This window comes from Pseudomonas sp. GW822-FHT05A08, assembly GCF_058800485.1.
The window spans coordinates 696,985-719,581 of record NZ_CM179511.1; the positions used below are offsets into that span (position 1 = coordinate 696,985).

A 22,597-nucleotide genomic window follows, 5' to 3' on the forward strand; every position below is an offset into this window, starting at 1 on the left:
CATGGCCGCGCCCTGGCAGCCCTTGCTCGACTGGTGGTTCGGTTCGGCCGAGAAACCCGCGGACATCAAGGCTGAAAAGGGCAGGCTGTGGTTTGGCAAGCGCGACAGCCAGGACCTCGAGGCGCACGAGCGTTTCGGGGATCTGGTGGAACAGGCCTTGGCCGGCGGATTGACCGAGTGGGCGCAACGCCCGCAAGGTTGGCTGGCCCTGGTGCTGCTGCTCGACCAGCTGCCGCGCATGCTGTATCGCGAAACCCCCAAGAGCTTTGCCGGCGATCTGCGCGCCCAGGCGCTGGTGGCCCAGGGTATTGCCGCGGATTTCGACCGCCAGCTGGCGCCGATGCAGCGCAGCTTTATCTACCTGGTGTTCGAGCATTGCGAAAACCTGGCGGTGCAGAACGAAGCGATCTCCAGGTTCGCCGCCTTGCACGACGAGCAGCCACTGGCCGACCAGCCGGTGTTCGCCGATCTGCTGGACTACGCCGAACGGCATCAGAAAATCATCGCCCGCTTCGGGCGCTTTCCCCATCGCAACCAGATTTTCGGGCGTGAGTCGACGCCGGAGGAACTGGCATTCCTGCGCGAGCCGGGTTCCAGCTTCTAGTTCTTCTGCGTTCTGTAATCGCTATCGCGGGCAAGCCTCGCTCCTACAGGCGCGTGTATGCATCCGTAGGAGCGGCCGGTCGACACTCGATTGCCCGCGATAGGGCTTCAGGACCCATGAATACTTAGCGCCTGGCGCGCAGTAACCGCTTCATCAGCAAGGTTTGCAGGTCTTGGCGGGTATCGGCGATGACATGGATGTAGACGGTAGCGTCTCGTACTTCATAGATGATTCGATTCATCCCCGAGAGTATCTGTCGGTAGTGGCCGACATGCAGTTGTTCGAGTTCTTCGGGAATCGCCCCGGCGTAGGGCAGGGTGGCCAGTTGGCGAATGGCTTGTTTCAGGCTGCTGTAGCTGTTGTGCCAGGTAGCGGTGGAGAGCCGCTGGGTGAGGTAGGTACGCAACTCGATGAGGTCGGTTTCCGCCGAATGCAGAAGCACTACCTTGAATGTCACGGTTGGTCGGCCTGGTCCAGTTCGTCGAACACGTCCTGGGCATCGCGGAATTGGCCTTCATCGATCTCACGATTACCGAGGGCGAGGATCTTCAGCAGCGCCATGGTTTCTTCCTGCTGCTCGAAGCTTTTCACATCCATGACCACCAGTTTTGCCTCGCCGTTCTGGGTAATGATCATGGGCTCACGGCTTTCGGTGATGGTTTTGACGATCTCGGCGGTGTGGCTTTTCAGGTAACTGATCGGTTTGATCTGAGAGGAAAGCTTCATGGGAGCATCTCGTCTGGGGAAGCAGGACTGAGTTTAGTCTTTATTCAGTCCTGTGTGCGCCGCGCCAGACGAGTTGAGTGTTGCTGATCGTTAAATCCGGAAACTGCCCACCAACTGCTGCAACCGCGCCGCTTGCTGCTCCAGGTCGGCGCAGGCGCGCAGGGTCGCCTGCAGGTTTTCCACGCCTTCCTGGTTGAGGGTGTTGATCTCGGTGATGTCGACGTTGATCGACTCCACCACGGCGGTCTGCTCCTCGGTGGCGGTGGCCACGGACTGGTTCATGCCGTCGATCTCGCCGATGCGCTGGGTCACGCTGCCCAGGCGCTGGCCGGCCTGGTTGGCGATGCCGACGCTGCTTGCGCTCTCGCGCTGGCTTTCGGTCATGGTGTCCACCGCCTGGCGGGCGCCGACCTGCAGTTCCTCGATCATCTTCTGCACTTGCTGCGCCGAGTCCTGGGTGCGGTGGGCGAGGTTGCGCACCTCATCGGCGACCACCGCGAAACCACGGCCGGCCTCACCGGCGCGGGCGGCTTCGATGGCGGCGTTGAGGGCCAGCAGGTTGGTCTGTTGGGAGATGCTGGTGATGACTTCGAGGATCTGCCCGATGTTCACCGTGTTGCTGTTCAGCGTTTCGATATGGCCGCAGGAGTCGCTGATCTTCGCCGACAGCTGCTGCATGGCGGCGATGGTCTGGTCGACCACGGCCTGGCCTTCGCCAGCCAGGTTGCGCGCATCGCTGGAGTGCTGCGACGCCAGGGCGGCGTTCTGGGCGATTTCCTGGGCGGCGGCGCCGAGCTGGTTGATGGCCGCAGCGACGCTGCTGGTGCGCGAGGCCTGCTGGCCGGAGTTGAACATCGACGAGTTCGAGGCGCTGACCACCCGCAGGGCGACTTCGTTGACCTGGCCGGTGGCCGAGGCGACTTCGCGGATCGAACCGTGAACCCGTTCGACGAAACGGTTGAACGACACGCCCAGGGTGCCGAACTCGTCGTGGCCATGGATGGTCAGGCGCTTGGTCAGGTCGCCTTCGCCCTCGGCGATGTCGTGCATGGCGCGACCCATCAGGTGCAGCGGCTGCATCAGCACGCGGATCAGCATGCCCAGCAGGCTGATGATGATCACTACGGCAATCAGCATGGCGATGATCGCCGAGGTGCGGAACTCGCTGAGCATCGAGAACGCGGTGTCCTTGTCCAGCACCAGCGCCACGTACCAGTTCGCCGCCGGCACGCCGTTGACGCGGGTGAAGGAGATGAGCTGGGTCTTGCCGCCCAGCTCGACTTCCTTCAGGCCCGGGCCGACCTGCGGGGCGCCATTGGGGTAGGCGTCGCTGAGGTTCTTGAGCACCAGCTTGCTGTCCGGGTGGATCAGGATCTTGCCGCCGGCGCTGACGATGAACGCCTGGCCATGGCCGCCGAAATTCAGCGAGTTGATGATGGCGCTGACGTTGGACAGGTCGATATCGGCGCCGGCGACGCCGATGAAGCTGCCCTGGTGCTGGACCGGGGTGGCGACGGTGATCACCAGCTTGCCGGACGAGGCGGCGATGTAGGGTTCGGTGACGATGGTCTGCTGGGCCGAGTTGGCCGCCTTGTACCAGCCACGGGCGCGCGGGTCGTAGTCGGGCGCGCGGTTGCCCGCCGGGACCGAGAACATCGCGCCGTCCTGGCCGCCGAAGTAGCTGAGCTGAAAGTTGCTGGCGTAGGCGGGGAGGCCGACGCTGCGTTTCAGGCCATCGGCGCCGCTGCCGTCCACGGCGATTTGCTGGGCCAGGGTGTGCAGCAACTGGATACGGCTTTCCAGCCAGGTCTGGATGTTGCTGCTGGTCAGGCTGCCGAGTTCCTGCATGGAGGACTCGTTGCTGCTGCGCAGGGCCTCGCGCTGTCGATAGTCGTTGAACAGGATAAAACAGGCGAACGCAACGGCGACCACAAGAGCGGCGGCAAGCAGGATCTTATGGCTGAATTTCATGTTTCTGGTCATTAGGTGAACTACCGCGAAAGGGTGGTCAGCGAGGGGGCGTCAATTTGCCATAACGGCAGCTTTTGCGCTGCTTTTATGTCGACTGGCCATCATGAAAAATGAGGCACGCCGACGTCTGCCCGACGAAATGCGTTTTGCCCCCGCAAAGTGGTTGATTCCGGAGGAAATGCTGGGCGCTGCGTCACAATAAATAGGCGTCTGGCTGGGGAACCAGATGGGGCTTTTCTCTTCTAAGCTTCTGGTTGGCAGCATGCCATCCCCCCGTTCGCCCAGGAGTTTCACCATGTCCCTGCGTTCTCTCGCTCTGTTGTCGTTCTGCGTGCTGTTGGCTGCATGCGGCAAGATCAATCAGGAAAACTATTCCAAGCTGTCGGCCGGCATGCCCAAGGCCGAAGTTGAAAAACTGCTGGGCAAACCAACCGATTGTTCCGGCGCGCTGGGCATGTCCAGCTGCACCTGGGGTGACAAGAACAGCTTTATCAGCGTGCAGTACGCCGGTGACAAAGTGCTGATGTTTTCCGGGCAAGGCCTGAAGTAAAAAAAACCGGGGCCACGTGCCCACGGGAGAAAAATAATGATGCGTTTGCTAGTCACTCTTCTGGCCGGCCTGTTGTTGGCCGGCTGCGCCACTTCCCGGGACGATTCACTGGCGCCCAAGACCGCGAATCACGTCGATCTCAAGCGTTACCAAGGGACCTGGTACGAGCTGGCGCGTTTGCCGATGTATTTCCAGCGCAATTGCGCGCAATCCGAAGCCCGCTACACCTTGCTGCCCGAAGGCAATATGGCGGTGCTCAACCGCTGCCTGACCGCCAACTGGCAATGGGAAGAGGTGCGGGGCACGGCAACGCCGCAGGCGCCGGATAAAACCGACAAGCTGTGGGTCGAATTCGATACCTGGTTTTCCCGGTTGATACCGGGCCTGGCCAAGGGCGACTACTGGGTGCTGTATGTGAGCGACGACTACAAGACCGCCATTGTCGGCAACCCGGATCGTCGATACCTGTGGCTGTTGTCGCGCCGGCCGAATGTCAGCGAGGCGGTTCGTGAGGACCTGCTGAGCAGGGCGCGCCAGCAGGGTTATGACACCACCCGCCTGATCTGGCGAGTGTCGGACAAGGCGATGGCCAAGACCTCGAAGTGAATCCATGCGGGAGCCAGCGTGCTGGCTCCCGCGGTGACGGGCTTCAGCCGAGCAGGTCGCGCAGCACCTGGGTAAAGGCCCGATTACTTTCTTCTTCGCCTGCGTGACGTCCGTCGCGCACGACCCACTGACCGTTGACCAGCACATCGCGCACCTGGCGATCGCCGCCGGCGAACAGCCAGCGGTTGAGAATGCCGTCGCCCTCGGCGGTGGCCAGGTAAGGATCGCTGCCGTCAAGCACCAGCCAGTCGGCACGCTTGCCCACTTCCAGGGCGCCGATCGGCTGTCCCAGGGCCTGGGCACCGCCGTCCAGCGCGGCGTCGTACAGGGTCCGGCCAACCATCGGCTGGTCGTTGCGATACAGGCGGTTGCGGCGTTGATCGCGCAGGCGCTGGCCGTATTCCGCCCAGCGCAATTCTTCCACCACGCTCAGCGACACATGGCTGTCGGAACCGATGCCCATGCGGCCGCCCTGGGCGAGAAAATCCACCGCTGGGAAAATCCCGTCGCCGAGGTTGGCTTCGGTGGTCAGGCACAGGCCGGCAATCGCTCGGCTTTGCGCCATGAGGCTGACTTCTTCGGCATTCGCGTGGGTGGCATGGACCAGGCACCAGCGCTGATCGACCGCGGTGTTTTCATACAGCCATTGCAGCGGCCGGCGCCCGCTCCAGGTCAGGCAGTCATCGACTTCCTTCTGCTGTTCGGCAATGTGGATATGCACCGGGCACTGCTTGTCGCTGGCGGCCAGCACTTCGCTGATCTGCTGCGGGGTGACCGCGCGCAACGAGTGGAAGCACAGCCCCAGCTGCTGGGCCGGTTGCCGGGCCAGCAGCGGTTGCAGGCGGCTTTGCAGCTTGAGGTAGTTTTCCGTGCTGTTGATGAAGCGGCGCTGGCCTTCGTTGGGCGCCTGGCCGCCGAAACCGGAGTGGCTGTACAGCACTGGCAGCAGGGTCAGGCCGATGCCGGCGGCGCTGGCGGCCTGGCTGATGCGCAGGGACAGCTCGGCCGGGTCGGCGTAGGGCTGGCCGTTGGTGTCGTGATGCACATAGTGGAATTCGGCGACCGAGGTGTAACCGGCCTTGAGCATTTCGATGTACAGCTGACGGGCGATGATGCCCAGCTGGTCCGGGCTGATCTTGCCCACCAGGCGATACATCAGGTCGCGCCAGGTCCAGAAGCTGTCGTTGGGGTTGCCGGCCACTTCCGCCAGCCCGGCCATCGCCCGCTGGAACGCATGGGAGTGCAGGTTGGGCATGCCCGGCAGTAGCGGGCCTTGTAGCCGCTCGGCGCCTTCTGCGCTGGCATCGGCCTGGATGTGGGTCAACAGGCCGTCGGCGCTGACCTCGAGACGTACGTTGTTGGCCCATCCGTTAGGCAGCAGTGCGCGTTCGGCAAAGAAGGCGGACATGGTTCAAGCACCCCGTCGTGTGTTATTTGTATATACATATACAGACGTTTGCCTGCTCGGTAAACTCCGGCAAGCTAGCCTCTTTCTTCAGCCAACAAGGATTTCCCGTGCCGACTCCGCCCGCCAACTCCCCGCTGGCCGCCCATCTGGGCGATAGTCCGGCGCCCCTGTACGCCCGCGTCAAGCAGATGATCACCCAGCAGATCGAGAGTGGAAACTGGCCGCCGCATTACCGCGTGCCCTCGGAAAGCGAGCTGGTCAGCCAGCTGGGTTTCAGCCGCATGACCATCAACCGCGCCCTGCGCGAGATGACCGCCGAAGGCCTGCTGGTGCGCATGCAGGGCGTGGGGACTTTCGTCGCCGAACCGAAAAGCCAGTCGGCGCTGTTCGAGGTGCACAACATTGCCGATGAGATCGCCTCGCGCGGTCATCGCCACACGTGCAAGGTCATCACCCTGGGGGAAGAGGCAGCCGGTTCCGAGCGCGCCGTGGCCCTGGAAATGCGCGAAGGGCAGAGGGTCTTCCACTCGCTGATCGTGCATTTCGAGAACGATATCCCGGTGCAGATCGAGGACCGCTTCGTCAACGCGCTGGTGGCACCGGACTACCTCAAGCAGGACTTCACCCTGCAGACCCCCTACGCCTACCTGAACCAGGTCGCACCGCTGACCGAAGGCGAGCATGTGGTCGAGGCGATTCTGGCCGAGCCGGAAGAGTGCAAGCTGCTGCAGATCGAGCGCGGCGAGCCGTGCCTGCTGATTCGCCGCCGGACCTGGTCCGGCCGCCAGCCGGTAACCGCCGCGCGCCTGATCCACCCGGGTTCTCGTCACAGCCTGGAAGGGCGGTTTCATAAGTAAGGGGCATCAATGACTCAGTTGAACGTTTTGCGCGCGGCCAACTACCCGCGCATGCCATGGAAGAACGGTGGCGGCAGTACCGAAGAGATCACCCGGGACGCCGGCGTCGGCCTGGAAGGTTTCGGCTGGCGGCTGTCGATCGCCGATATCGGCGAGTCCGGTGGCTTCTCCAGCTTCGCCGGCTACCAGCGGATCATCACCGTGCTGCAAGGCGCGGGCATGACCCTGACGGTGGACGGCGAGGACACCCGGGCACTGTTACCGCTGGACCCCTTTGCCTTCAGTGGCGCCAGCCAGGTCGCGTGCACCCTGATCGACGGGCCGATTCGCGACTTCAACCTGATCTACGCGCCGGACCGCTACAGCGCTCGCTTGCAATGGCTGCAGGGTGGCCAGCGTTTCTTCACCCAGGCCGGCACGGTGCTGGTATTCAGCGTGGCCGAGGAAATGCGCGCCGACCTGGGTGGCGGTGTCGCCGCCTTGCTTGAGCGCCATGACTGCCTGCAACTGCTCGGTAACCCCGACTTGCGGGAAGTCACCGTCAGCGGCGCTTGCTGCGTGATCGAACTGACAGCCATCTGACCTGTAGCCGCTGCCGCAGGCTGCGATAGGCCGGGGTCGCGCTCGACTCGAAGAGCCTTCCGGTCTGCAAGAGCGCGTCTCCTTCGGAGTCGATCGCAGCCTTCGGCAGCGGCTACAAGCCCACCTGTTTCTCTCCCTCCCTGATGTTGTTTCCCTCGCGCACCAATTTGTTACCGAACGCCCCAGCGTGGCGCAAAGCCCTGGCGAAGTAACAGCTCTCCCGCCTCTAGCCATAATCCCCGCGAAAAAATAATCGACGCTGAAACCCTTGATCCAAGGGCGTCTTCACCGGTTTCACGATTTTCTTGAAGGCTCATTAAACGAGTTGGCCGATCGATTGCATATGCTTGTATGTACAAGTAAAGACGTATGCGTATGAGTCACTGAAGACTCTTCGCAGCGTCCCCTGATTCGCTTGCTGCGCAGCGCCCTGCGCGCAGGCACGCTCGCCCACTGCCTGGGTTGGTTTGGATTGATCGCTGAGGAGTTTTTTCGTGACTGAGAATAAACCTACGAAATACCGGAACGTCGAAATTCGCGCTGCCCGCGGCAACAAGCTGACCGCCAAGAGCTGGCTGACAGAAGCGCCGCTGCGCATGCTGATGAACAACCTCGACCCGGAAGTCGCCGAGAACCCGAAAGAGCTGGTGGTTTACGGTGGCATCGGCCGCGCCGCGCGCAACTGGGAGTGCTACGACAAGATCGTCGAGAGCCTGACCAACCTGAATGACGACGAGACCCTGCTGGTGCAATCCGGCAAGCCGGTCGGCGTGTTCAAGACTCACAGCAACGCCCCGCGCGTGCTGATCGCCAACTCCAACCTGGTGCCGCACTGGGCCACCTGGGAACACTTCAACGAACTGGATGCCAAGGGCCTGGCCATGTACGGCCAGATGACCGCCGGCAGCTGGATCTACATCGGCAGCCAGGGCATCGTCCAGGGCACCTACGAAACCTTCGTCGAAGCCGGTCGCCAGCACTACAACGATGACCTCAAGGGCCGCTGGGTCCTGACCGCCGGCCTCGGCGGCATGGGTGGCGCCCAGCCTCTGGCCGCGACCCTGGCCGGCGCCTGCTCGCTGAACATCGAATGCCAGCAGACCAGCATCGATTTCCGCCTGAAGACTCGCTATGTCGACGAGCAGGCCAAAGACCTGGACGACGCCCTGGCGCGTATCGCCAAGTACACCGCCGAAGGCAAGGCGATCTCCATCGCCCTGTGCGGCAACGCGGCTGAAATCCTCCCGGAAATGGTCCGTCGCGGCGTGCGTCCGGACATGGTCACCGACCAGACCAGCGCCCACGACCCGCTCAACGGCTACCTGCCAGCCGGCTGGACCTGGGAGCAGTACCGCGAGCGCGCCAAGACCGAGCCTGCCGCGGTGGTCAAGGCGGCCAAGCAATCGATGGCTGTGCACGTCAAGGCCATGCTCGACTTCCAGAAGCAGGGCATCCCGACCTTCGACTACGGCAACAACATCCGTCAGATGGCCCAGGAAGAAGGCGTCGAGAACGCCTTCGACTTCCCAGGCTTCGTGCCGGCCTATATCCGTCCGCTGTTCTGCCGCGGCATCGGTCCGTTCCGCTGGGCCGCGCTGTCGGGCGACCCGCAGGACATCTACAAGACCGACGCCAAGGTCAAGGAACTGATCCCGGACGACGCGCACCTGCACAACTGGCTGGACATGGCGCGCGAGCGCATCAGCTTCCAGGGCCTGCCGGCGCGTATCTGCTGGGTTGGCCTGGGCCTGCGCGCCAAGCTCGGCCTGGCGTTCAACGAAATGGTGCGCAGCGGCGAGCTGTCGGCGCCGATCGTCATCGGTCGCGACCACCTGGACTCCGGCTCGGTATCCAGCCCGAACCGCGAAACCGAATCGATGCAGGATGGTTCCGATGCCGTGTCCGACTGGCCGCTGCTCAACGCCCTGCTGAACACCGCCAGCGGCGCGACCTGGGTTTCCCTGCACCACGGCGGCGGCGTCGGCATGGGCTTCTCCCAGCACTCCGGGATGGTGATCGTCTGCGATGGTACCGACGAAGCGGCCGAGCGTATCGCCCGTGTGCTGCATAACGACCCGGGTACCGGTGTCATGCGTCACGCCGATGCCGGTTACCAGATCGCCATCGACTGCGCCAAGGAACAGGGCCTGAACCTGCCGATGATCACTGGCAAGTAAGCTCCCGGCGGATTGCCGCCAGGATTAGGGAAGAAGCCGTCGCACGCTGCAGTGCGGCGGCTCGGTCCATGTAGCAGTGCTTTGACATGACAAGAATCTCCCGGGAGAACAATAACGATGTCCACGGCCAGCGATAGCTCCAAACCCCTGATCGAACGGCGCTCGATCAACTACATCCCCGAAGCCGAACGCCACGGCAAGCTCTACAGCCAGTTCACCCTGTGGTTGGGGGCTAACCTGCAGATCACGGCCATCGTCACTGGCGCTCTGGCGGTGGTGCTGGGCGGTGATGTGTTCTGGTCGCTGATCGGCCTGCTCATCGGGCAACTGCTGGGCGGCGGTGTGATGGCGTTGCATGCGGCGCAAGGGCCCAAGCTCGGCCTGCCGCAGATGATCTCCAGCCGGGTTCAGTTCGGCGTCTATGGCGCGGCCATTCCGATCGTCCTGGTCTGCCTGATGTACCTGGGCTTCACCGCCACCGGCACGGTGCTTTCCGGCCAGGCGCTGGGCCAGCTGTTCGGGGTCAGCGACAGTGTTGGCATCCTGATCTTCGCCAGCGTCATCGTGCTGGTCACGGTGCTCGGCTACCGGGTGATCCACTTCATCGGTCGCGCCGCCAGCGTCATTGGCGTGATCGCCTTCGTTTATCTGTTCAGTCGCCTGATGAGCCAGACCGACGTTGGCGCACTCCTGGAAATCCGCCACTTCAGCTGGAGCAGCTTCCTGCTCGCGGTGTCGCTCGCCGCGTCCTGGCAGATCGCCTTCGGCCCCTACGTGGCCGACTATTCGCGCTACCTGCCGAGCAAGACCTCTTCGGTGAAAACCTTCCTCGCCGCTGGCGCGGGCTCGGTGATCGGCGCGCAGGTGGCGATGATCCTCGGCGTGTTCGCCGCGGCCATGGCCGACGGGCAGTTCGCCGGCCACGAAGTGGCCTACATTGTCGGTCTGGGTGGCAGCGGTGCCACCGCCGCGCTGCTGTACTTCAGCATCGCCTTCGGCAAGGTCACCATCTCGACGCTGAACTCCTACGGCAGCTTCATGTGCATCGCCACCATCATCAGTGGCTTTCGTGGCCACCTGGAAGTGACGCGCTTGCAACGCCTGGTGTTCGTGCTGGTCATCGTCGGTACTGCGACCCTGATCGCCTTGCTCGGCCAGCACTCGTTCCTCGGTGCGTTCAAGTCTTTCATCCTCTTCCTGCTGGCCTTCTTCACCCCGTGGAGCGCGGTCAACCTGGTGGATTACTACTGCATCACCCGCGAGCACTATGACGTGCCGGCGCTGGCCGATCCGAACGGTCGCTACGGCCGCTGGAACATCCTCGGTATCAGCGTCTATGTGATCGGTGTGCTGGTGCAGCTGCCGTTCATCGCCACCAAGTTCTACACCGGCCCGCTGGTGGAAACCCTGGGTGGCGTGGATATCTCCTGGATCGTCGGCCTGGTGGTTCCCGCGGCGCTGTATTACGTCTGCGCGAAGAAATGGCATGGCGCCGTACCCGATCGCCTGATCCTGCCGGTAGAGCAGGACTCGATCACAGAACAAAAGCTGAGTGGGGCAGGCCGCGCTACTGCGGTCTAGACCTGATTGGACGTGGACGGGCTGGATGCCTCTTGACTGCCGTAATCCATTTCAATGATTGGGAGCGTCACACAATGAAAATGAATAAGACCCTGCTGACCACTTTGCTTTCCATGGGCCTGCTGGCCAGCGCCGGCGCTACCCAGGCGGCCGGCTGGTGCGAGTCCGGTAAACCGGTGAAATTCGCCGGCCTGAACTGGGAAAGCGGCATGTTGCTGACCGACGTGCTGCAAGTGGTCCTGGAAAAAGGCTACGGCTGCAAGACCGACAGCCTGCCAGGCAACTCCATCACCATGGAAAACGCCCTGAGCAGCAATGACATCCAGGTTTTCGCCGAGGAATGGGTCGGTCGCAGCGAGGTCTGGAACAAGGCCGAGAAGGCCGGCAAGGTGGTCGGCGTCGGCGCCCCGGTGGTGGGCGCCATCGAAGGCTGGTACGTGCCGCGCTACGTGATCGAAGGCGATGCCAAGCGCAAGCTGGAAGCCAAGGCCCCGGACCTGAAGAACATTGCCGATTTGGGCAAGTACGCCAGCGTATTCAAGGACCCGGAAGAGCCGAGCAAGGGCCGTTTCTATAACTGCCCGGCCGGCTGGACCTGCGAGCTGGACAACAGCGAGATGCTGAAAAGCTACGGCCTGGAAAGCAGCTACACCAACTTCCGCCCAGGCACCGGCCCGGCGCTGGATGCCGCGGTACTGTCGAGCTACAAGCGTGGCGAGCCGATCCTGTTCTACTACTGGTCGCCAACCCCGCTGATGGGCCAGGTCGACCTGGTGAAGCTGGAAGAAAAGCCGGGCGTGGACAAGAGCGTGACCATCAAGGTCGGCCTGTCCAAGACCTTCCACGAGGAAGCGCCTGAGCTGGTGGCCGTGCTGGAAAAGGTCAACCTGCCGATCGACCTGCTCAATCAGAACCTGGGTCGCATGGCGAAGGAACGTATCGAATCGCCGAAGCTGGCGAAAATTTTCCTCAAGGAACATCCTGAAGTCTGGCACGCATGGGTGAGCGACGACGCAGCCAAGAAAATCGACGCGGCCTTGTAGGTAGAGCCTTCCCGGCTGCCTGAGCGGTAGCCGGGAGCTTCACCACAACCCACTTGATCGAGAGTCTCTCTATGTTTCCTGAAAGCTTCACCTTTTCCATCGCCGACTGGGTCAACAGTTGGGTCGATTCGCTGGTGACCAACTACGGCGATGTGTTCCGCCACATCTCCGACACCCTGCTGTGGGCCATCGTCAACCTCGAAGGCCTGCTGCGCCTGGCGCCCTGGTGGCTGATGCTGGCGATCGTCGGCGGCATCGCCTGGCATTCGACCCGCAAGCTGGTGACCACCGCGGTGATCGTCGGCCTGCTGTTCCTGGTGGGCGCGGTCGGCCTGTGGGACAAGCTGATGCAGACCCTGGCGCTGATGCTGGTGGCGACCTTCATTTCGGTGTTGATCGGCATTCCCCTGGGGATCCTCTCGGCGCGCAGCAATCGCCTGCGTTCGGTGCTGATGCCGCTCTTGGACATCATGCAGACCATGCCGAGCTTCGTGTACCTGATCCCGGTGCTGATGCTGTTCGGCCTGGGCAAGGTGCCGGCGATCTTCGCCACCGTGATCTACGCCGCGCCGCCGCTGATCCGCCTGACCGACCTGGGCATTCGCCAGGTCGACGGCGAAGTCATGGAGGCGATCAACGCCTTCGGCGCCAACCGCTGGCAGCAACTGTTCGGCGTGCAACTGCCGCTGGCCCTGCCGAGCATCATGGCCGGGATCAACCAGACCACCATGATGGCCCTGTCGATGGTGGTGATCGCCTCGATGATCGGTGCCCGTGGCCTGGGCGAAGACGTGCTGGTGGGCATCCAGACCCTCAACGTCGGCCGTGGCCTGGAAGCCGGCCTGGCGATCGTGATTCTGGCCGTGGTCATCGACCGTATTACCCAAGCCTATGGTCGTCCACGCCATGAGGTGAGCAAATGAACGATGCAATCGTGAGCAAGATCGAAGTCAAGAACGTCTTCAAGATTTTCGGCAACCGTTCGGCCGACGCGCTGAACATGATTCGCCAGAACAAGACCAAGGATCAGGTGCTGGCCGAGACCGGCTGCGTGGTCGGGGTCAACGACCTGTCGCTGAGCATCGGCACTGGCGAGATCTTCGTGATCATGGGCCTGTCCGGCTCCGGCAAGTCGACCCTGGTGCGCCACTTCAACCGCCTGATCGACCCGACCAGCGGCGCGATCCTGGTGGATGGCGTGGACATCCTGCAATACGACATGGAAGCCCTGCGCGAATTTCGCCGGCACAAGATCAGCATGGTGTTCCAGAGCTTCGGCCTGCTGCCACACAAGACCGTGCTGGAAAACACCGCCTACGGCCTCAAGGTGCGGGGCGAGAGCAAGGAAGTCTGCACCGAGCGCGCGCTGCACTGGATCAACACCGTGGGCCTCAAGGGCTACGAGAACAAGTACCCGCACCAGCTGTCCGGCGGCATGCGCCAGCGCGTCGGCCTGGCCCGCGCCCTGGCGGCGGACACCGACATCATCCTGATGGACGAGGCCTTCAGCGCCCTCGACCCGCTGATCCGCGCCGAGATGCAGGACCAGCTGCTGGAGCTGCAAAAGACCCTGCACAAGACCATCGTCTTCATTACCCACGACCTCGACGAGGCCGTGCGCATCGGCAACCGCATCGCGATCCTCAAGGATGGCCGGCTGATCCAGGTCGGCACGCCGAAAGAGATCCTGCATTCGCCGGCGGACGAGTATGTCGACCGTTTCGTGCAGCGACGCGCGGCGGTGGTTTAAAGGCTTGGGGCGGGCCTCTCCCCTGTAGGAGCGAGGCTTGCCCGCGAAGGCGGCGGTAAAGCTGCATCAATGTTCAGGTTGTACCCGTGAGGTCGAAGATGTCGCAGGCTGAAAAAATCGTTATCGCCGACGCCCCGCTGCGTTGGCAGGATGTGGTCGCCGTGGCCCGGCATGGCGCGCAGCTCGAGCTGTCGGCCCAGGCCTGGGCGCGTATCGAGAATGCCCAGGCCATTGTCCAGCGCATCGTCGTCAGCGGCGAACGCGCCTATGGCATCAACACCGGTCTTGGCGCGCTGTGCAACGTTTCGCTGCAGGACGAACAGCTCAGCCAGCTGTCGCGCAACACCCTGCTCAGCCATGCCTGTGGCGTGGGTGCGCCGCTGGCCGACGAGCAGACCCGGGCGATCATGTGCGCGGCTGTCGTCAACTACAGCCACGGCAAGTCCGGCCTGCATCGCCGCGTGGTCGAGGCGCTGCTGGCCCTGCTCAATCGCGGTATCACCCCGCAGGTACCGTCCCAGGGTTCGGTGGGTTACCTGACCCACATGGCCCATATCAGCATCGCCTTGCTCGGTGTCGGCCAGGTCAGCTACCGCGGGCAGGTCGTGTCGGCCGAGCAGGCGCTGGCGGCGGAAGGCCTGGAACCGGTGCAACTGGGGGCCAAGGACGGTCTGTGCCTGGTCAACGGTACGCCGTGCATGACCGGCCTGAGTTGCCTGGCCCTGGCCGATGCCACGCGCCTGCTGCAATGGGCCGACGTGATCGGCGCCATGAGCTTCGAGGCCCAGCGCGGGCAGATCGCCGCGTTCGACGCCGAGATCATCGCGCTCAAGCCGCACCCGGGCATGCAGCAGGTCGGCATCAACCTGCGCGCCTTGCTCGACGGCAGCGAAGTGATTGCCGCCAGCAAAGGCATCCGCACCCAGGATGCCCTGAGCATCCGTTCCATCCCGCAGGTTCACGGCGCCGCCCGCGATCAGCTGGCGCACGCGATGCAGCAGGTCGAAACCGAGCTCAACTCGGTCACCGATAACCCGATGGTGCTGGGCACTCCTGACAACTACCGGGTGATGTCCCAGGCCAACCCCCACGGCCAGTCGGTGGCTTTGGCGGCGGACCTGCTGGCGATCGCCATGGCCGAGATCGGCTCGATCGCCGAGCGCCGCCTGGACCGCCTGATCAACCCCCATGTCAGTGGTTTGCCGGCGTTCCTGGTGAGCAACCCCGGGGTCAACTCCGGGATGATGATCGTCCAGTACGTCGCTGCCTCGCTGTGCGCGGAAAACCGCCAGCTGGCGCAACCGGCGGTGCTCGACAACTACGTCACCTCCGGCCTGCAGGAAGACCACCTGAGCCTGGGCACCAACGCCGCGCTGAAGCTTTCCCGCGCGCTGGAAAACTGCACCCAGATCCTCGCCATCGAATACCTGCTGGCGGCCCAGGCCTTCGAATTTCTCAAGGAGCAGCGTTTCGGTGCCGGCACAGATGCGGCCTGGAAGCTCCTGCGCCAGCGGGTTCCGGCCTATGACCAGGACCGCTGGTTGGCCCCGGACATCGCCAGCGCGGCGGCGCTGCTCAAGGCTCCGGCCTTGCTGCAGGAGGTTTTACCGGGCGTGCGCTGAACCGCGCCCTGCAAGAACAGGATTTTCCAAGACAACGGTTTCCACGAAAAACCAGCGTGCCAAGGCGCCACTCGCTCACAAACGGCGGGCTGCGACGGACAACGGAAGCTTCCGGAGCGACTGGTAGTTAATAACAAACTCTCAAAAGGAGCATAAATGTGACTGCGCTAAATCTGATTCCCGGCCAACTGACCCTGGCCCAACTGCGTGCCGTCTACCAACAGCCGGTAACCCTCAGCCTCGATAACAGCGCCTCGGCACAGATCGACGCCAGCGTCGCCTGTGTCGAGCAGATCCTCGCCGAGAACCGCACCGCCTACGGCATCAACACCGGTTTCGGCCTGCTGGCCTCGACCCGTATCGCCAGCGAAGACCTGGAAAACCTCCAGCGCTCCCTGGTGCTGTCCCATGCCGCCGGTGTCGGCGAGCCGATCAGCGACGCTCTGGTGCGCCTGGTCATGGTGCTCAAGGTCAACAGCCTGAGCCGTGGTTTTTCCGGTATCCGCCGCCAGGTGATCGACGCGCTGATTGCCCTGGTCAACGCCGAGGTCTACCCGCATATCCCGCTCAAGGGTTCGGTGGGCGCTTCCGGCGACCTCGCGCCGCTGGCGCATATGTCCCTGGTGCTGCTGGGTGAAGGCAAGGCCCGTTATAAAGGCCAATGGCTGGACGCCACCGAAGCCCTGAGCGTGGCCGGCCTCAAGCCGTTGACCCTGGCGGCCAAGGAAGGCCTGGCGCTGCTCAACGGCACCCAGGTTTCCACCGCGTTTGCCCTGCGCGGCCTGTTCGAAGGCGAAGACCTGTTCGCCGGCGCCCTGGCCTGCGGCGGCCTGACCGTCGAGGCGGTGCTGGGCTCGCGTTCGCCGTTCGATGCGCGGATTCATGCCGCCCGTGGCCAGAAAGGCCAGATCGACGCCGCCGCGGCTTACCGCGACCTGCTGGGCGACAGCAGCGAAGTCTCCAAGTCGCACCAGAACTGCGACAAGGTGCAGGACCCGTACTCCCTGCGCTGCCAGCCACAAGTCATGGGCGCCTGCCTGACCCAGTTCCGCCAGGCCGCCGAGGTGCTGGTGGTCGAAGCCAACGCCGTGTCGGATAACCCACTGGTGTTCGCCGCCGAGGGCGATGTGATCTCCGGTGGCAACTTCCACGCCGAGCCGGTGGCCATGGCCGCCGACAACATGGCCCTGGCCATCGCCGAAATCGGTTCCCTGAGTGAGCGCCGCATCTCGCTGATGATGGACAAGCACATGTCCCAGCTGCCGCCGTTCCTGGTGGCCAATGGCGGGGTCAACTCCGGCTTCATGATCGCCCAGGTGACCGCCGCGGCCCTGGCCAGCGAAAACAAGGCGCTGGCCCATCCGCACTCGGTGGACAGCCTGCCGACTTCCGCCAACCAGGAAGACCATGTGTCCATGGCGCCCGCCGCTGGCAAGCGCCTGTGGGAAATGGCCGAAAACACCCGTGGCATCCTCGCCGTGGAATGGCTGGCGGCCTGCCAGGGCCTGGACCTGCGTGATGGCCTGAAGACCTCGACCAAGCTGGAAAAGGCCCGTGCCACCCTGCGTAGCAAAGTGCCGTTCTACGAGAAGGACCGCTTCTTCGCCCCGGACATCAATGCCGCGGGCGAACTGCTGGCGTCCCGTTGCCTGAACGAGCTGCTGCCGGCCAAGTTGCTGCCGAGCCTGTAACGACCATGCCCGTAGCCGCTGCTGAGGTACGAAGCTGCGAAGCGGTCCGCAGGACCGCCGTCGGGGGCTGCTGCGCAGCCCATCGCAGCCTCGTACCTCGGCAGCGGCTACGGTTTGGGTTTTCTCCGATAAAAATAATTAGGAACGAGAAATGCAACAGCAAGCTCAAGGATTGAAACGCGGGCTGTCCGCCCGACATATTCGCTTCATGGCGCTGGGGTCGGCGATCGGCACCGGGCTGTTCTATGGTTCTGCCTCGGCCATCCAGATGGCCGGTCCCGCGGTCCTCCTGGCCTACCTGATCGGTGGCGCCGCGGTGTTCATGGTGATGCGCGCGCTGGGCGAGATGGCCGTGCACAACCCGGTGTCCGGCTCGTTTGGCCACTACGCCAGCAATTACCTGGGACCACTGCCGGGCTTTATCCTCGGCTGGACCTATGCCTTTGAAATGATCATCGTCTGCCTGGCCGACGTCACGGCTTTCGGCATCTATATGGGCTTCTGGTTTCCGGAAGTGGCGCGCTGGGTCTGGGTGCTCGGCATCGTGTTCCTGATCGGCGGCCTCAACCTGTGCAACGTCAAGGTCTTCGGCGAAATGGAGTTCTGGCTGTCGCTGCTGAAAGTCGGCGCGATTGTCGCGATGATCCTCGCCGGCTTCGGCATCATGTTGTTCGGTATCGGTTCGGCCAGCAACGAGCAGGCCACCGGGGTGGCCAACCTCTGGGCCCACGGCGGCTTCATGCCCCACGGCATCGGCGGCCTGATCGCTTCGTTCGCGGTGGTGATGTTCGCTTTTGGCGGCATCGAGATCATCGGTATCACCGCCGGTGAAGCCAAGGACCCGCAGCGGGTCATCCCCAAGGCGATCAACGCGGTGCCGATGCGCATCCTGCTGTTCTATGTGCTGACCCTGTTCGTACTGATGGCCATCTATCCATGGCCGCAGATCGGCAGCCAGGGCAGCCCGTTCGTGCAGATCTTCGACAACCTGGGCATCGGCTCGGCGGCGACCATCCTCAATATCGTGGTGATCTCGGCGGCGGTGTCGGCGATCAACAGCGACATCTTCGGCGCCGGACGCATGATGTACGGCCTGGCCCAGCAAGGGCAGGCGCCCAAAGGCTTTGCCCAACTGTCGAAACACGGCGTGCCGTGGATGACTGTGGTGGTCATGGGCGCCGCGCTGCTGGGCGGTGTGCTGCTGAACTACCTGATTCCGGAAAACGTGTTCCTGCTGATTGCATCGATCGCTACTTTCGCCACGGTCTGGGTCTGGCTGATGATCCTGGTCACCCAGGTGGCCATGCGTCGCTCGATGAGCGCCGAGCAGGTCGCCCAACTGAAATTCCCGGTGCCGTTCTGGCCCTGGGCGCCGGCAGCCGCCATCGTGTTCATGCTGTTCGTCTTCGGCGTGCTGGGTTATTTCCCGCAAACCCAGGCGGCGCTGGCGGTGGGGGCGGTGTGGATCGTGCTGCTGGTGATCGCTTATCTGTTGTGGGTCAAGCCGGCCGCCGGTCAGGCGGTCCAGGTGCACCGCGACCCTTCTTTGTCCCATCGATAACTAACGGAGTCCTCGGATGAAAACTCTCTGGCAACACTGTCACGTCGCAAGCATGGCGCAAGGTGCTTACTCGATCATCGAGGATGCCGCCATCGTGACGTCAGGAGCGCTCATAGAGTGGATCGGCCCGCGCGATCAGGTCCCGGCTGGTAACTATGCCGAGCTGCATGACCTGGCGGGGGCCTGGGTCACCCCGGGCCTGATCGACTGCCACACTCACACGGTATTCGGCGGCAACCGCAGCGGCGAATTCGAGCAACGCCTGCAAGGGGTGAGCTACGCCGAAATCGCCGCCGTCGGTGGCGGTATCGCCAGCACCGTGCGGGCCACCCGCGCGGCGAGCGAGGACGAACTGTTCGACAGCGCCCGCAAGCGCTTGAAAAGCCTGCTGCGCGACGGCGTGACCAGCGTCGAGATCAAGTCCGGCTACGGCCTGGACCTGGCCAGCGAACGCAAGATCCTGCGGGTGATCCGGCGCCTGGGCGCCGAGCTGCCGGTCAGTGTGCGCAGCACCTGCCTGGCGGCCCACGCCTTGCCGCCGGAATACGCCGAGCGCTCGGACGACTACATCGAGCACATCTGCGCCGAAATGCTCCCGGCCCTGGCGGCCGAGGGCCTGGTGGACGCGGTGGATGCGTTCTGCGAATACCTGGCGTTCTCGCCGGAGCAGGTGGAGCGGGTGTTCATCGCCGCGCACAAGCTTGGCCTGCCGGTGAAACTGCACGCCGAGCAGCTGTCATCGTTGCATGGCTCCAGCCTGGCGGCGCGTTATCACGCGCTGTCGGCCGACCATCTGGAGTTCATGACCGAGGAGGACGCCGTCGCCATGGCCGAGGCCGGCACCGTCGCCGTGCTGCTGCCGGGCGCGTTCTATTTCCTGCGCGAAACCCAGCTGCCGCCGCTGGATGCGCTGCGCAAGCACGGGGTGAAGATCGCCGTGGCCAGCGACCTCAACCCCGGCACTTCGCCGGCGCTGTCCCTGCGCCTGATGCTGAACATGGCCTGCACCTGTTTCCGTATGACCCCGGAAGAAGCCCTGGCCGGTGTGACTCTGCATGCGGCCACCGCGCTGGGCATGGAGCGGACCCACGGTTCGCTGGAGGCCGGCAAGGTGGCGGACTTCGTCGCCTGGCAGATCGATCGTCCCGCCGACCTGGCCTACTGGCTGGGCGGTGACCTGGAAAAACGCGTCGTGCGCCACGGCGTTGAAGTGGATTTATAGGAGAAGGGTTGTGGATAAGGTTCTGAACTTCAAACAAGGCCGGGTGCCGCTGCTGATCAGCATGCCCCACGCTGGCCTGCGCCTGACACCGGCGGTCGAGGCCGGGCTGATCCCCGAGGCGCAAAGCCTGCCGGATACCGACTGGCACATTCCCCAGCTCTACGCGTTCGCCGAGGAACTAGGCGCCAGCACCCTGGCGGCCGAGTATTCGCGTTTCGTCATCGACCTCAATCGCCCATCCGACGACAAGCCTCTCTATGTCGGTGCCACCACCGGGTTGTACCCGGCCACGCTGTTCGATGGCGTGCCGCTGTTCCGTGAGGGGCTGGAGCCGTCGAAGCAGGAACGGGCGACTTACCTGGAGAAGGTCTGGACGCCTTATCACGGCACTTTGCAGCAGGAGCTGGCACGGTTGAAGGCCGAGTTCGGCTATGCCTTGCTGTTCGATGCGCATTCGATCCGTTCGCTGATCCCGCATCTGTTCGAAGGCAAGCTGCCGGACTTCAACCTGGGCACCTTCAATGGCGCCAGCTGCGATGCCGAACTGGCCAGCCAGCTGGAAGCGGTCTGCGCCCGCCATGCCGACTACAGCCATGTGCTCAACGGCCGTTTCAAGGGCGGCCATATCACCCGGCACTACGGCAACCCGGCCGAGAACATCCATGCCGTGCAGCTGGAGCTGGCGCAGAGCACCTATATGGAAGAGTTCGAGCCGTTCCGCTACCGCGACGATCTGGCGGTGCCGACCCAGGTGGTGCTCAAGCAGCTGCTGCAAGGGCTGCTGGCCTGGGGGCAGAAGCGTTACGGGCGCTGAAGCCGACAGGAAGCCCTGTAGCCGCTGCCGCAGGCTGCGATAAGGCCGAAGGCCTTCAGCGATCTCAAGATCCTGCGCCTGCTGCGCAGTCGAGCGCAGCCTTCGGCAGCGGCTACAGGTGCGTCTGGCTTTCCGGGGGGAACAACCGCATTTTTTCCAAGGACATGCTCATTGCGTAATTCGGGTTTATGATGCCGGACGGCAGAATAATTGAAGTCCCCCCAGGGATGACCTCGACCCCTTACGGAGCGCGCAATGCAGACTTTGTACCCGCAGATCAAACCCTATGCCCGGCACGATCTGGCTGTCGACGAACCCCATGTACTGTATGTCGATGAGAGCGGATCCCCGGAAGGCTTGCCGGTGGTGTTCATCCACGGTGGCCCGGGAGCCGGGTGCGATGCTCAGAGTCGCCGTTACTTCGACCCGAACCTGTACCGCATCATCACCTTCGACCAGCGCGGTTGCGGGCGCTCCACCCCGCACGCCAGCCTGGAAAACAACACCACCTGGGACCTGGTCGCCGACCTCGAGCGGATCCGCCTGCACCTGGGCATCGAAAAATGGGTGGTGTTCGGCGGCTCCTGGGGTTCGACCCTGGCCCTGGCTTATGCGCAAACCCATCCTGAGCGTGTTCATGGCCTGATTCTGCGTGGGATCTTCCTGTGCCGTCCGCAGGAAATCGAATGGTTCTACCAGGCCGGTGCCAGCCGTCTGTTCCCCGACTACTGGCAGGACTACGTGGCGCCTATCCCGCTGGACGAGCGCGACGACCTGCTCAGCGCCTTCCACAAGCGTCTCGTCGGCAACGACCAGATCGCCCAGATGCATGCGGCCAAGGCCTGGTCGATCTGGGAAGGGCGGACCGCGACCCTGCGGCCGAACCCGCTGGTGGTCGATCGTTTCTCCGAGCCGCAGCGCGCGCTGTCGATTGCCCGGATCGAATGCCACTACTTCACCAACCATGCGTTCCTCGAGCCGAACCAGCTGATTCGCGACATGGGCAAGATCGCCCACCTGCCGGGCGTGATCGTGCATGGTCGCTACGACGTGATCTGCCCGCTGGACAATGCCTGGGAATTGCACCAGGCCTGGCCGAACAGCGAGCTGCAGGTGATCCGCGATGCCGGTCACGCTGCGTCCGAACCGGGCATCACCGATGCGCTGGTGCGTGCCGCTGATCAGATGGCCCGGCGCCTGCTCGACCTGCCGCCCGAAGAAGCATGAAGGGGCTGTTACAGCGCGTGCGCGGCGCGCGGGTCGAAGTGGCGGGGGAAATCGTCGGGGCGGTGGACCAGGGTTTGTTGGTGCTGGTGGCGGTGGAGCCCGAGGACACTCGGGCCAGTGCCGACAAACTGCTGCACAAGCTGCTTAACTATCGGGTATTCAGTGATGCCGAGGGCAAGATGAACCTGTCCCTGGCCGATGTGGACGGCGGTTTGCTGCTGGTCTCGCAGTTCACCCTGGCCGCGGACACCAAGAACGGCCTGCGCCCGAGCTTTTCCACGGCGGCACCGCCGGCCCTCGGTGAAGAACTTTTTGATTATCTGTTATGCAAGGCGCAACAGTTGCATGGCAAAGTAGCATCAGGGCGCTTCGGGGCGGATATGCAGGTCCATCTGGTCAATGATGGCCCGGTAACCTTCCTGTTACAGACCTGAAAGTGCTTGAAACATCTTTTTCGGCCGGAACCGGCCGAAAATAGGCGTTTTTCGCGATAAATACTTGGTCGCCCCTGATGCGTTGTAACGCGGGCTACTAGATAATCGCGCGCTACGGGGATCAGCGTTCGTTGGTCCGTTTTTGACTTAGGTAGAGACTTGTTCGGGACC

21 protein-coding genes are annotated in these 22,597 nt (G+C 63.5%); 17 read left to right on the top strand and 4 right to left on the bottom strand.

Annotation, left to right across the window (positions count from 1 at the left end):
- Position 1 precedes the first annotated feature (1 nt).
- Complete coding sequence (locus tag AC3RCP_RS03170; RefSeq protein ID WP_101336604.1) at positions 2-604, top strand: DUF924 family protein; 603 nt, start codon at positions 2-4, stop codon at positions 602-604.
- A 124-nt stretch (positions 605-728) separates the two neighbouring features.
- On the opposite strand, the gene AC3RCP_RS03175 is transcribed toward AC3RCP_RS03170, so the two are convergent.
- The 3 genes from AC3RCP_RS03175 to AC3RCP_RS03185 all read right to left on the bottom strand — a co-directional run bounded on the left by AC3RCP_RS03175 (position 729) and on the right by AC3RCP_RS03185 (position 3,313).
- Entirely contained in the window at positions 729-1,061 is a 333-nt protein-coding gene (locus tag AC3RCP_RS03175; protein ID WP_007925929.1) for a type II toxin-antitoxin system RelE/ParE family toxin, read from the bottom strand.
- The gene (locus tag AC3RCP_RS03180) at positions 1,058-1,330 is read right to left on the bottom strand and encodes a type II toxin-antitoxin system Phd/YefM family antitoxin (protein ID WP_492571379.1); all 273 of its coding nucleotides are present in this window, start codon (positions 1,328-1,330) and stop codon (positions 1,058-1,060) included. The genes AC3RCP_RS03175 and AC3RCP_RS03180 overlap by 4 nt, the downstream gene beginning before the upstream one ends.
- Before the next feature lie 90 nt (positions 1,331-1,420).
- Complete coding sequence (locus tag AC3RCP_RS03185; protein WP_492571380.1) at positions 1,421-3,313, bottom strand: methyl-accepting chemotaxis protein; 1,893 nt, start codon at positions 3,311-3,313, stop codon at positions 1,421-1,423.
- A gap of 283 nt (positions 3,314-3,596) precedes the next feature.
- Here AC3RCP_RS03185 and AC3RCP_RS03190 point away from each other — a divergent pair, with 283 nt between their 5' ends.
- Positions 3,597-3,851 (top strand): hypothetical protein, encoded by a 255-nt coding sequence (locus tag AC3RCP_RS03190; protein WP_007925924.1) that lies wholly within the window; start codon positions 3,597-3,599, stop codon positions 3,849-3,851.
- 36 nt (positions 3,852-3,887) lie between these two features.
- On the top strand, positions 3,888-4,457 hold the full coding sequence (locus AC3RCP_RS03195; RefSeq protein WP_007925922.1) for a lipocalin family protein: 570 nt from the start codon (positions 3,888-3,890) through the stop codon (positions 4,455-4,457).
- 43 nt (positions 4,458-4,500) lie between these two features.
- Here AC3RCP_RS03195 and AC3RCP_RS03200 read toward each other — a convergent pair whose 3' ends face one another.
- The gene (locus AC3RCP_RS03200; RefSeq protein WP_101336607.1) at positions 4,501-5,865 is read right to left on the bottom strand and encodes a formimidoylglutamate deiminase; all 1,365 of its coding nucleotides are present in this window, start codon (positions 5,863-5,865) and stop codon (positions 4,501-4,503) included.
- Positions 5,866-6,053: 188 nt separating this feature from the next.
- Here AC3RCP_RS03200 and hutC point away from each other — a divergent pair, with 188 nt between their 5' ends.
- The 14 genes from hutC to dtd all read left to right on the top strand — a co-directional run bounded on the left by hutC (position 6,054) and on the right by dtd (position 22,426).
- Entirely contained in the window at positions 6,054-6,722 is a 669-nt protein-coding gene (gene hutC, locus AC3RCP_RS03205) for a histidine utilization transcriptional repressor HutC (protein WP_238437480.1), read from the top strand.
- Between the two features lie 9 nt (positions 6,723-6,731).
- Entirely contained in the window at positions 6,732-7,304 is a 573-nt protein-coding gene (locus AC3RCP_RS03210) for a HutD/Ves family protein (RefSeq protein WP_492571381.1), read from the top strand.
- A 494-nt stretch (positions 7,305-7,798) separates the two neighbouring features.
- A complete protein-coding gene (gene hutU, locus AC3RCP_RS03215) occupies positions 7,799-9,481 on the top strand; it encodes a urocanate hydratase (protein ID WP_007925917.1) in 1,683 nt (560 codons plus the stop codon).
- Positions 9,482-9,598: 117 nt separating this feature from the next.
- The gene (locus tag AC3RCP_RS03220; protein ID WP_007925916.1) at positions 9,599-11,062 is read left to right on the top strand and encodes a purine-cytosine permease family protein; all 1,464 of its coding nucleotides are present in this window, start codon (positions 9,599-9,601) and stop codon (positions 11,060-11,062) included.
- Positions 11,063-11,136: 74 nt separating this feature from the next.
- Complete coding sequence (locus AC3RCP_RS03225; RefSeq protein WP_007925914.1) at positions 11,137-12,105, top strand: ABC transporter substrate-binding protein; 969 nt, start codon at positions 11,137-11,139, stop codon at positions 12,103-12,105.
- 71 nt (positions 12,106-12,176) lie between these two features.
- Positions 12,177-13,028, top strand: a complete 852-nt coding sequence (locus tag AC3RCP_RS03230; RefSeq protein ID WP_007925913.1) for an ABC transporter permease — start codon at positions 12,177-12,179, stop codon at positions 13,026-13,028.
- Positions 13,025-13,855 carry a quaternary amine ABC transporter ATP-binding protein gene (locus tag AC3RCP_RS03235; RefSeq protein ID WP_007925912.1) on the top strand — a complete coding sequence of 277 codons (831 nt, stop codon included), beginning with the start codon at positions 13,025-13,027 and terminating at the stop codon, positions 13,853-13,855. Before AC3RCP_RS03230 ends, AC3RCP_RS03235 begins: the two co-directional genes overlap by 4 nt.
- Positions 13,856-13,953: 98 nt before the next feature.
- Positions 13,954-15,477 (top strand): histidine ammonia-lyase, encoded by a 1,524-nt coding sequence (gene hutH / locus AC3RCP_RS03240; RefSeq protein ID WP_492571382.1) that lies wholly within the window; start codon positions 13,954-13,956, stop codon positions 15,475-15,477.
- Positions 15,478-15,635: 158 nt separating this feature from the next.
- Positions 15,636-17,168 (top strand): histidine ammonia-lyase, encoded by a 1,533-nt coding sequence (gene hutH, locus AC3RCP_RS03245; RefSeq protein WP_007925908.1) that lies wholly within the window; start codon positions 15,636-15,638, stop codon positions 17,166-17,168.
- Between the two features lie 151 nt (positions 17,169-17,319).
- Positions 17,320-18,729, top strand: a complete 1,410-nt coding sequence (locus tag AC3RCP_RS03250; RefSeq protein ID WP_007925907.1) for an amino acid permease — start codon at positions 17,320-17,322, stop codon at positions 18,727-18,729.
- A gap of 16 nt (positions 18,730-18,745) precedes the next feature.
- A complete protein-coding gene (hutI, locus tag AC3RCP_RS03255; protein ID WP_492571383.1) occupies positions 18,746-19,951 on the top strand; it encodes an imidazolonepropionase in 1,206 nt (401 codons plus the stop codon).
- Between the two features lie 10 nt (positions 19,952-19,961).
- The gene (hutG, locus tag AC3RCP_RS03260; protein ID WP_101336611.1) at positions 19,962-20,765 is read left to right on the top strand and encodes an N-formylglutamate deformylase; all 804 of its coding nucleotides are present in this window, start codon (positions 19,962-19,964) and stop codon (positions 20,763-20,765) included.
- A gap of 255 nt (positions 20,766-21,020) precedes the next feature.
- Positions 21,021-21,992: a prolyl aminopeptidase gene (pip, locus tag AC3RCP_RS03265; protein ID WP_007925901.1), complete on the top strand. Its 972-nt coding sequence runs from the start codon at positions 21,021-21,023 to the stop codon at positions 21,990-21,992.
- The gene (gene dtd, locus AC3RCP_RS03270; protein ID WP_007925900.1) at positions 21,989-22,426 is read left to right on the top strand and encodes a D-aminoacyl-tRNA deacylase; all 438 of its coding nucleotides are present in this window, start codon (positions 21,989-21,991) and stop codon (positions 22,424-22,426) included. The genes pip and dtd overlap by 4 nt, the downstream gene beginning before the upstream one ends.
- Positions 22,427-22,597: the final 171 nt, after the last annotated feature.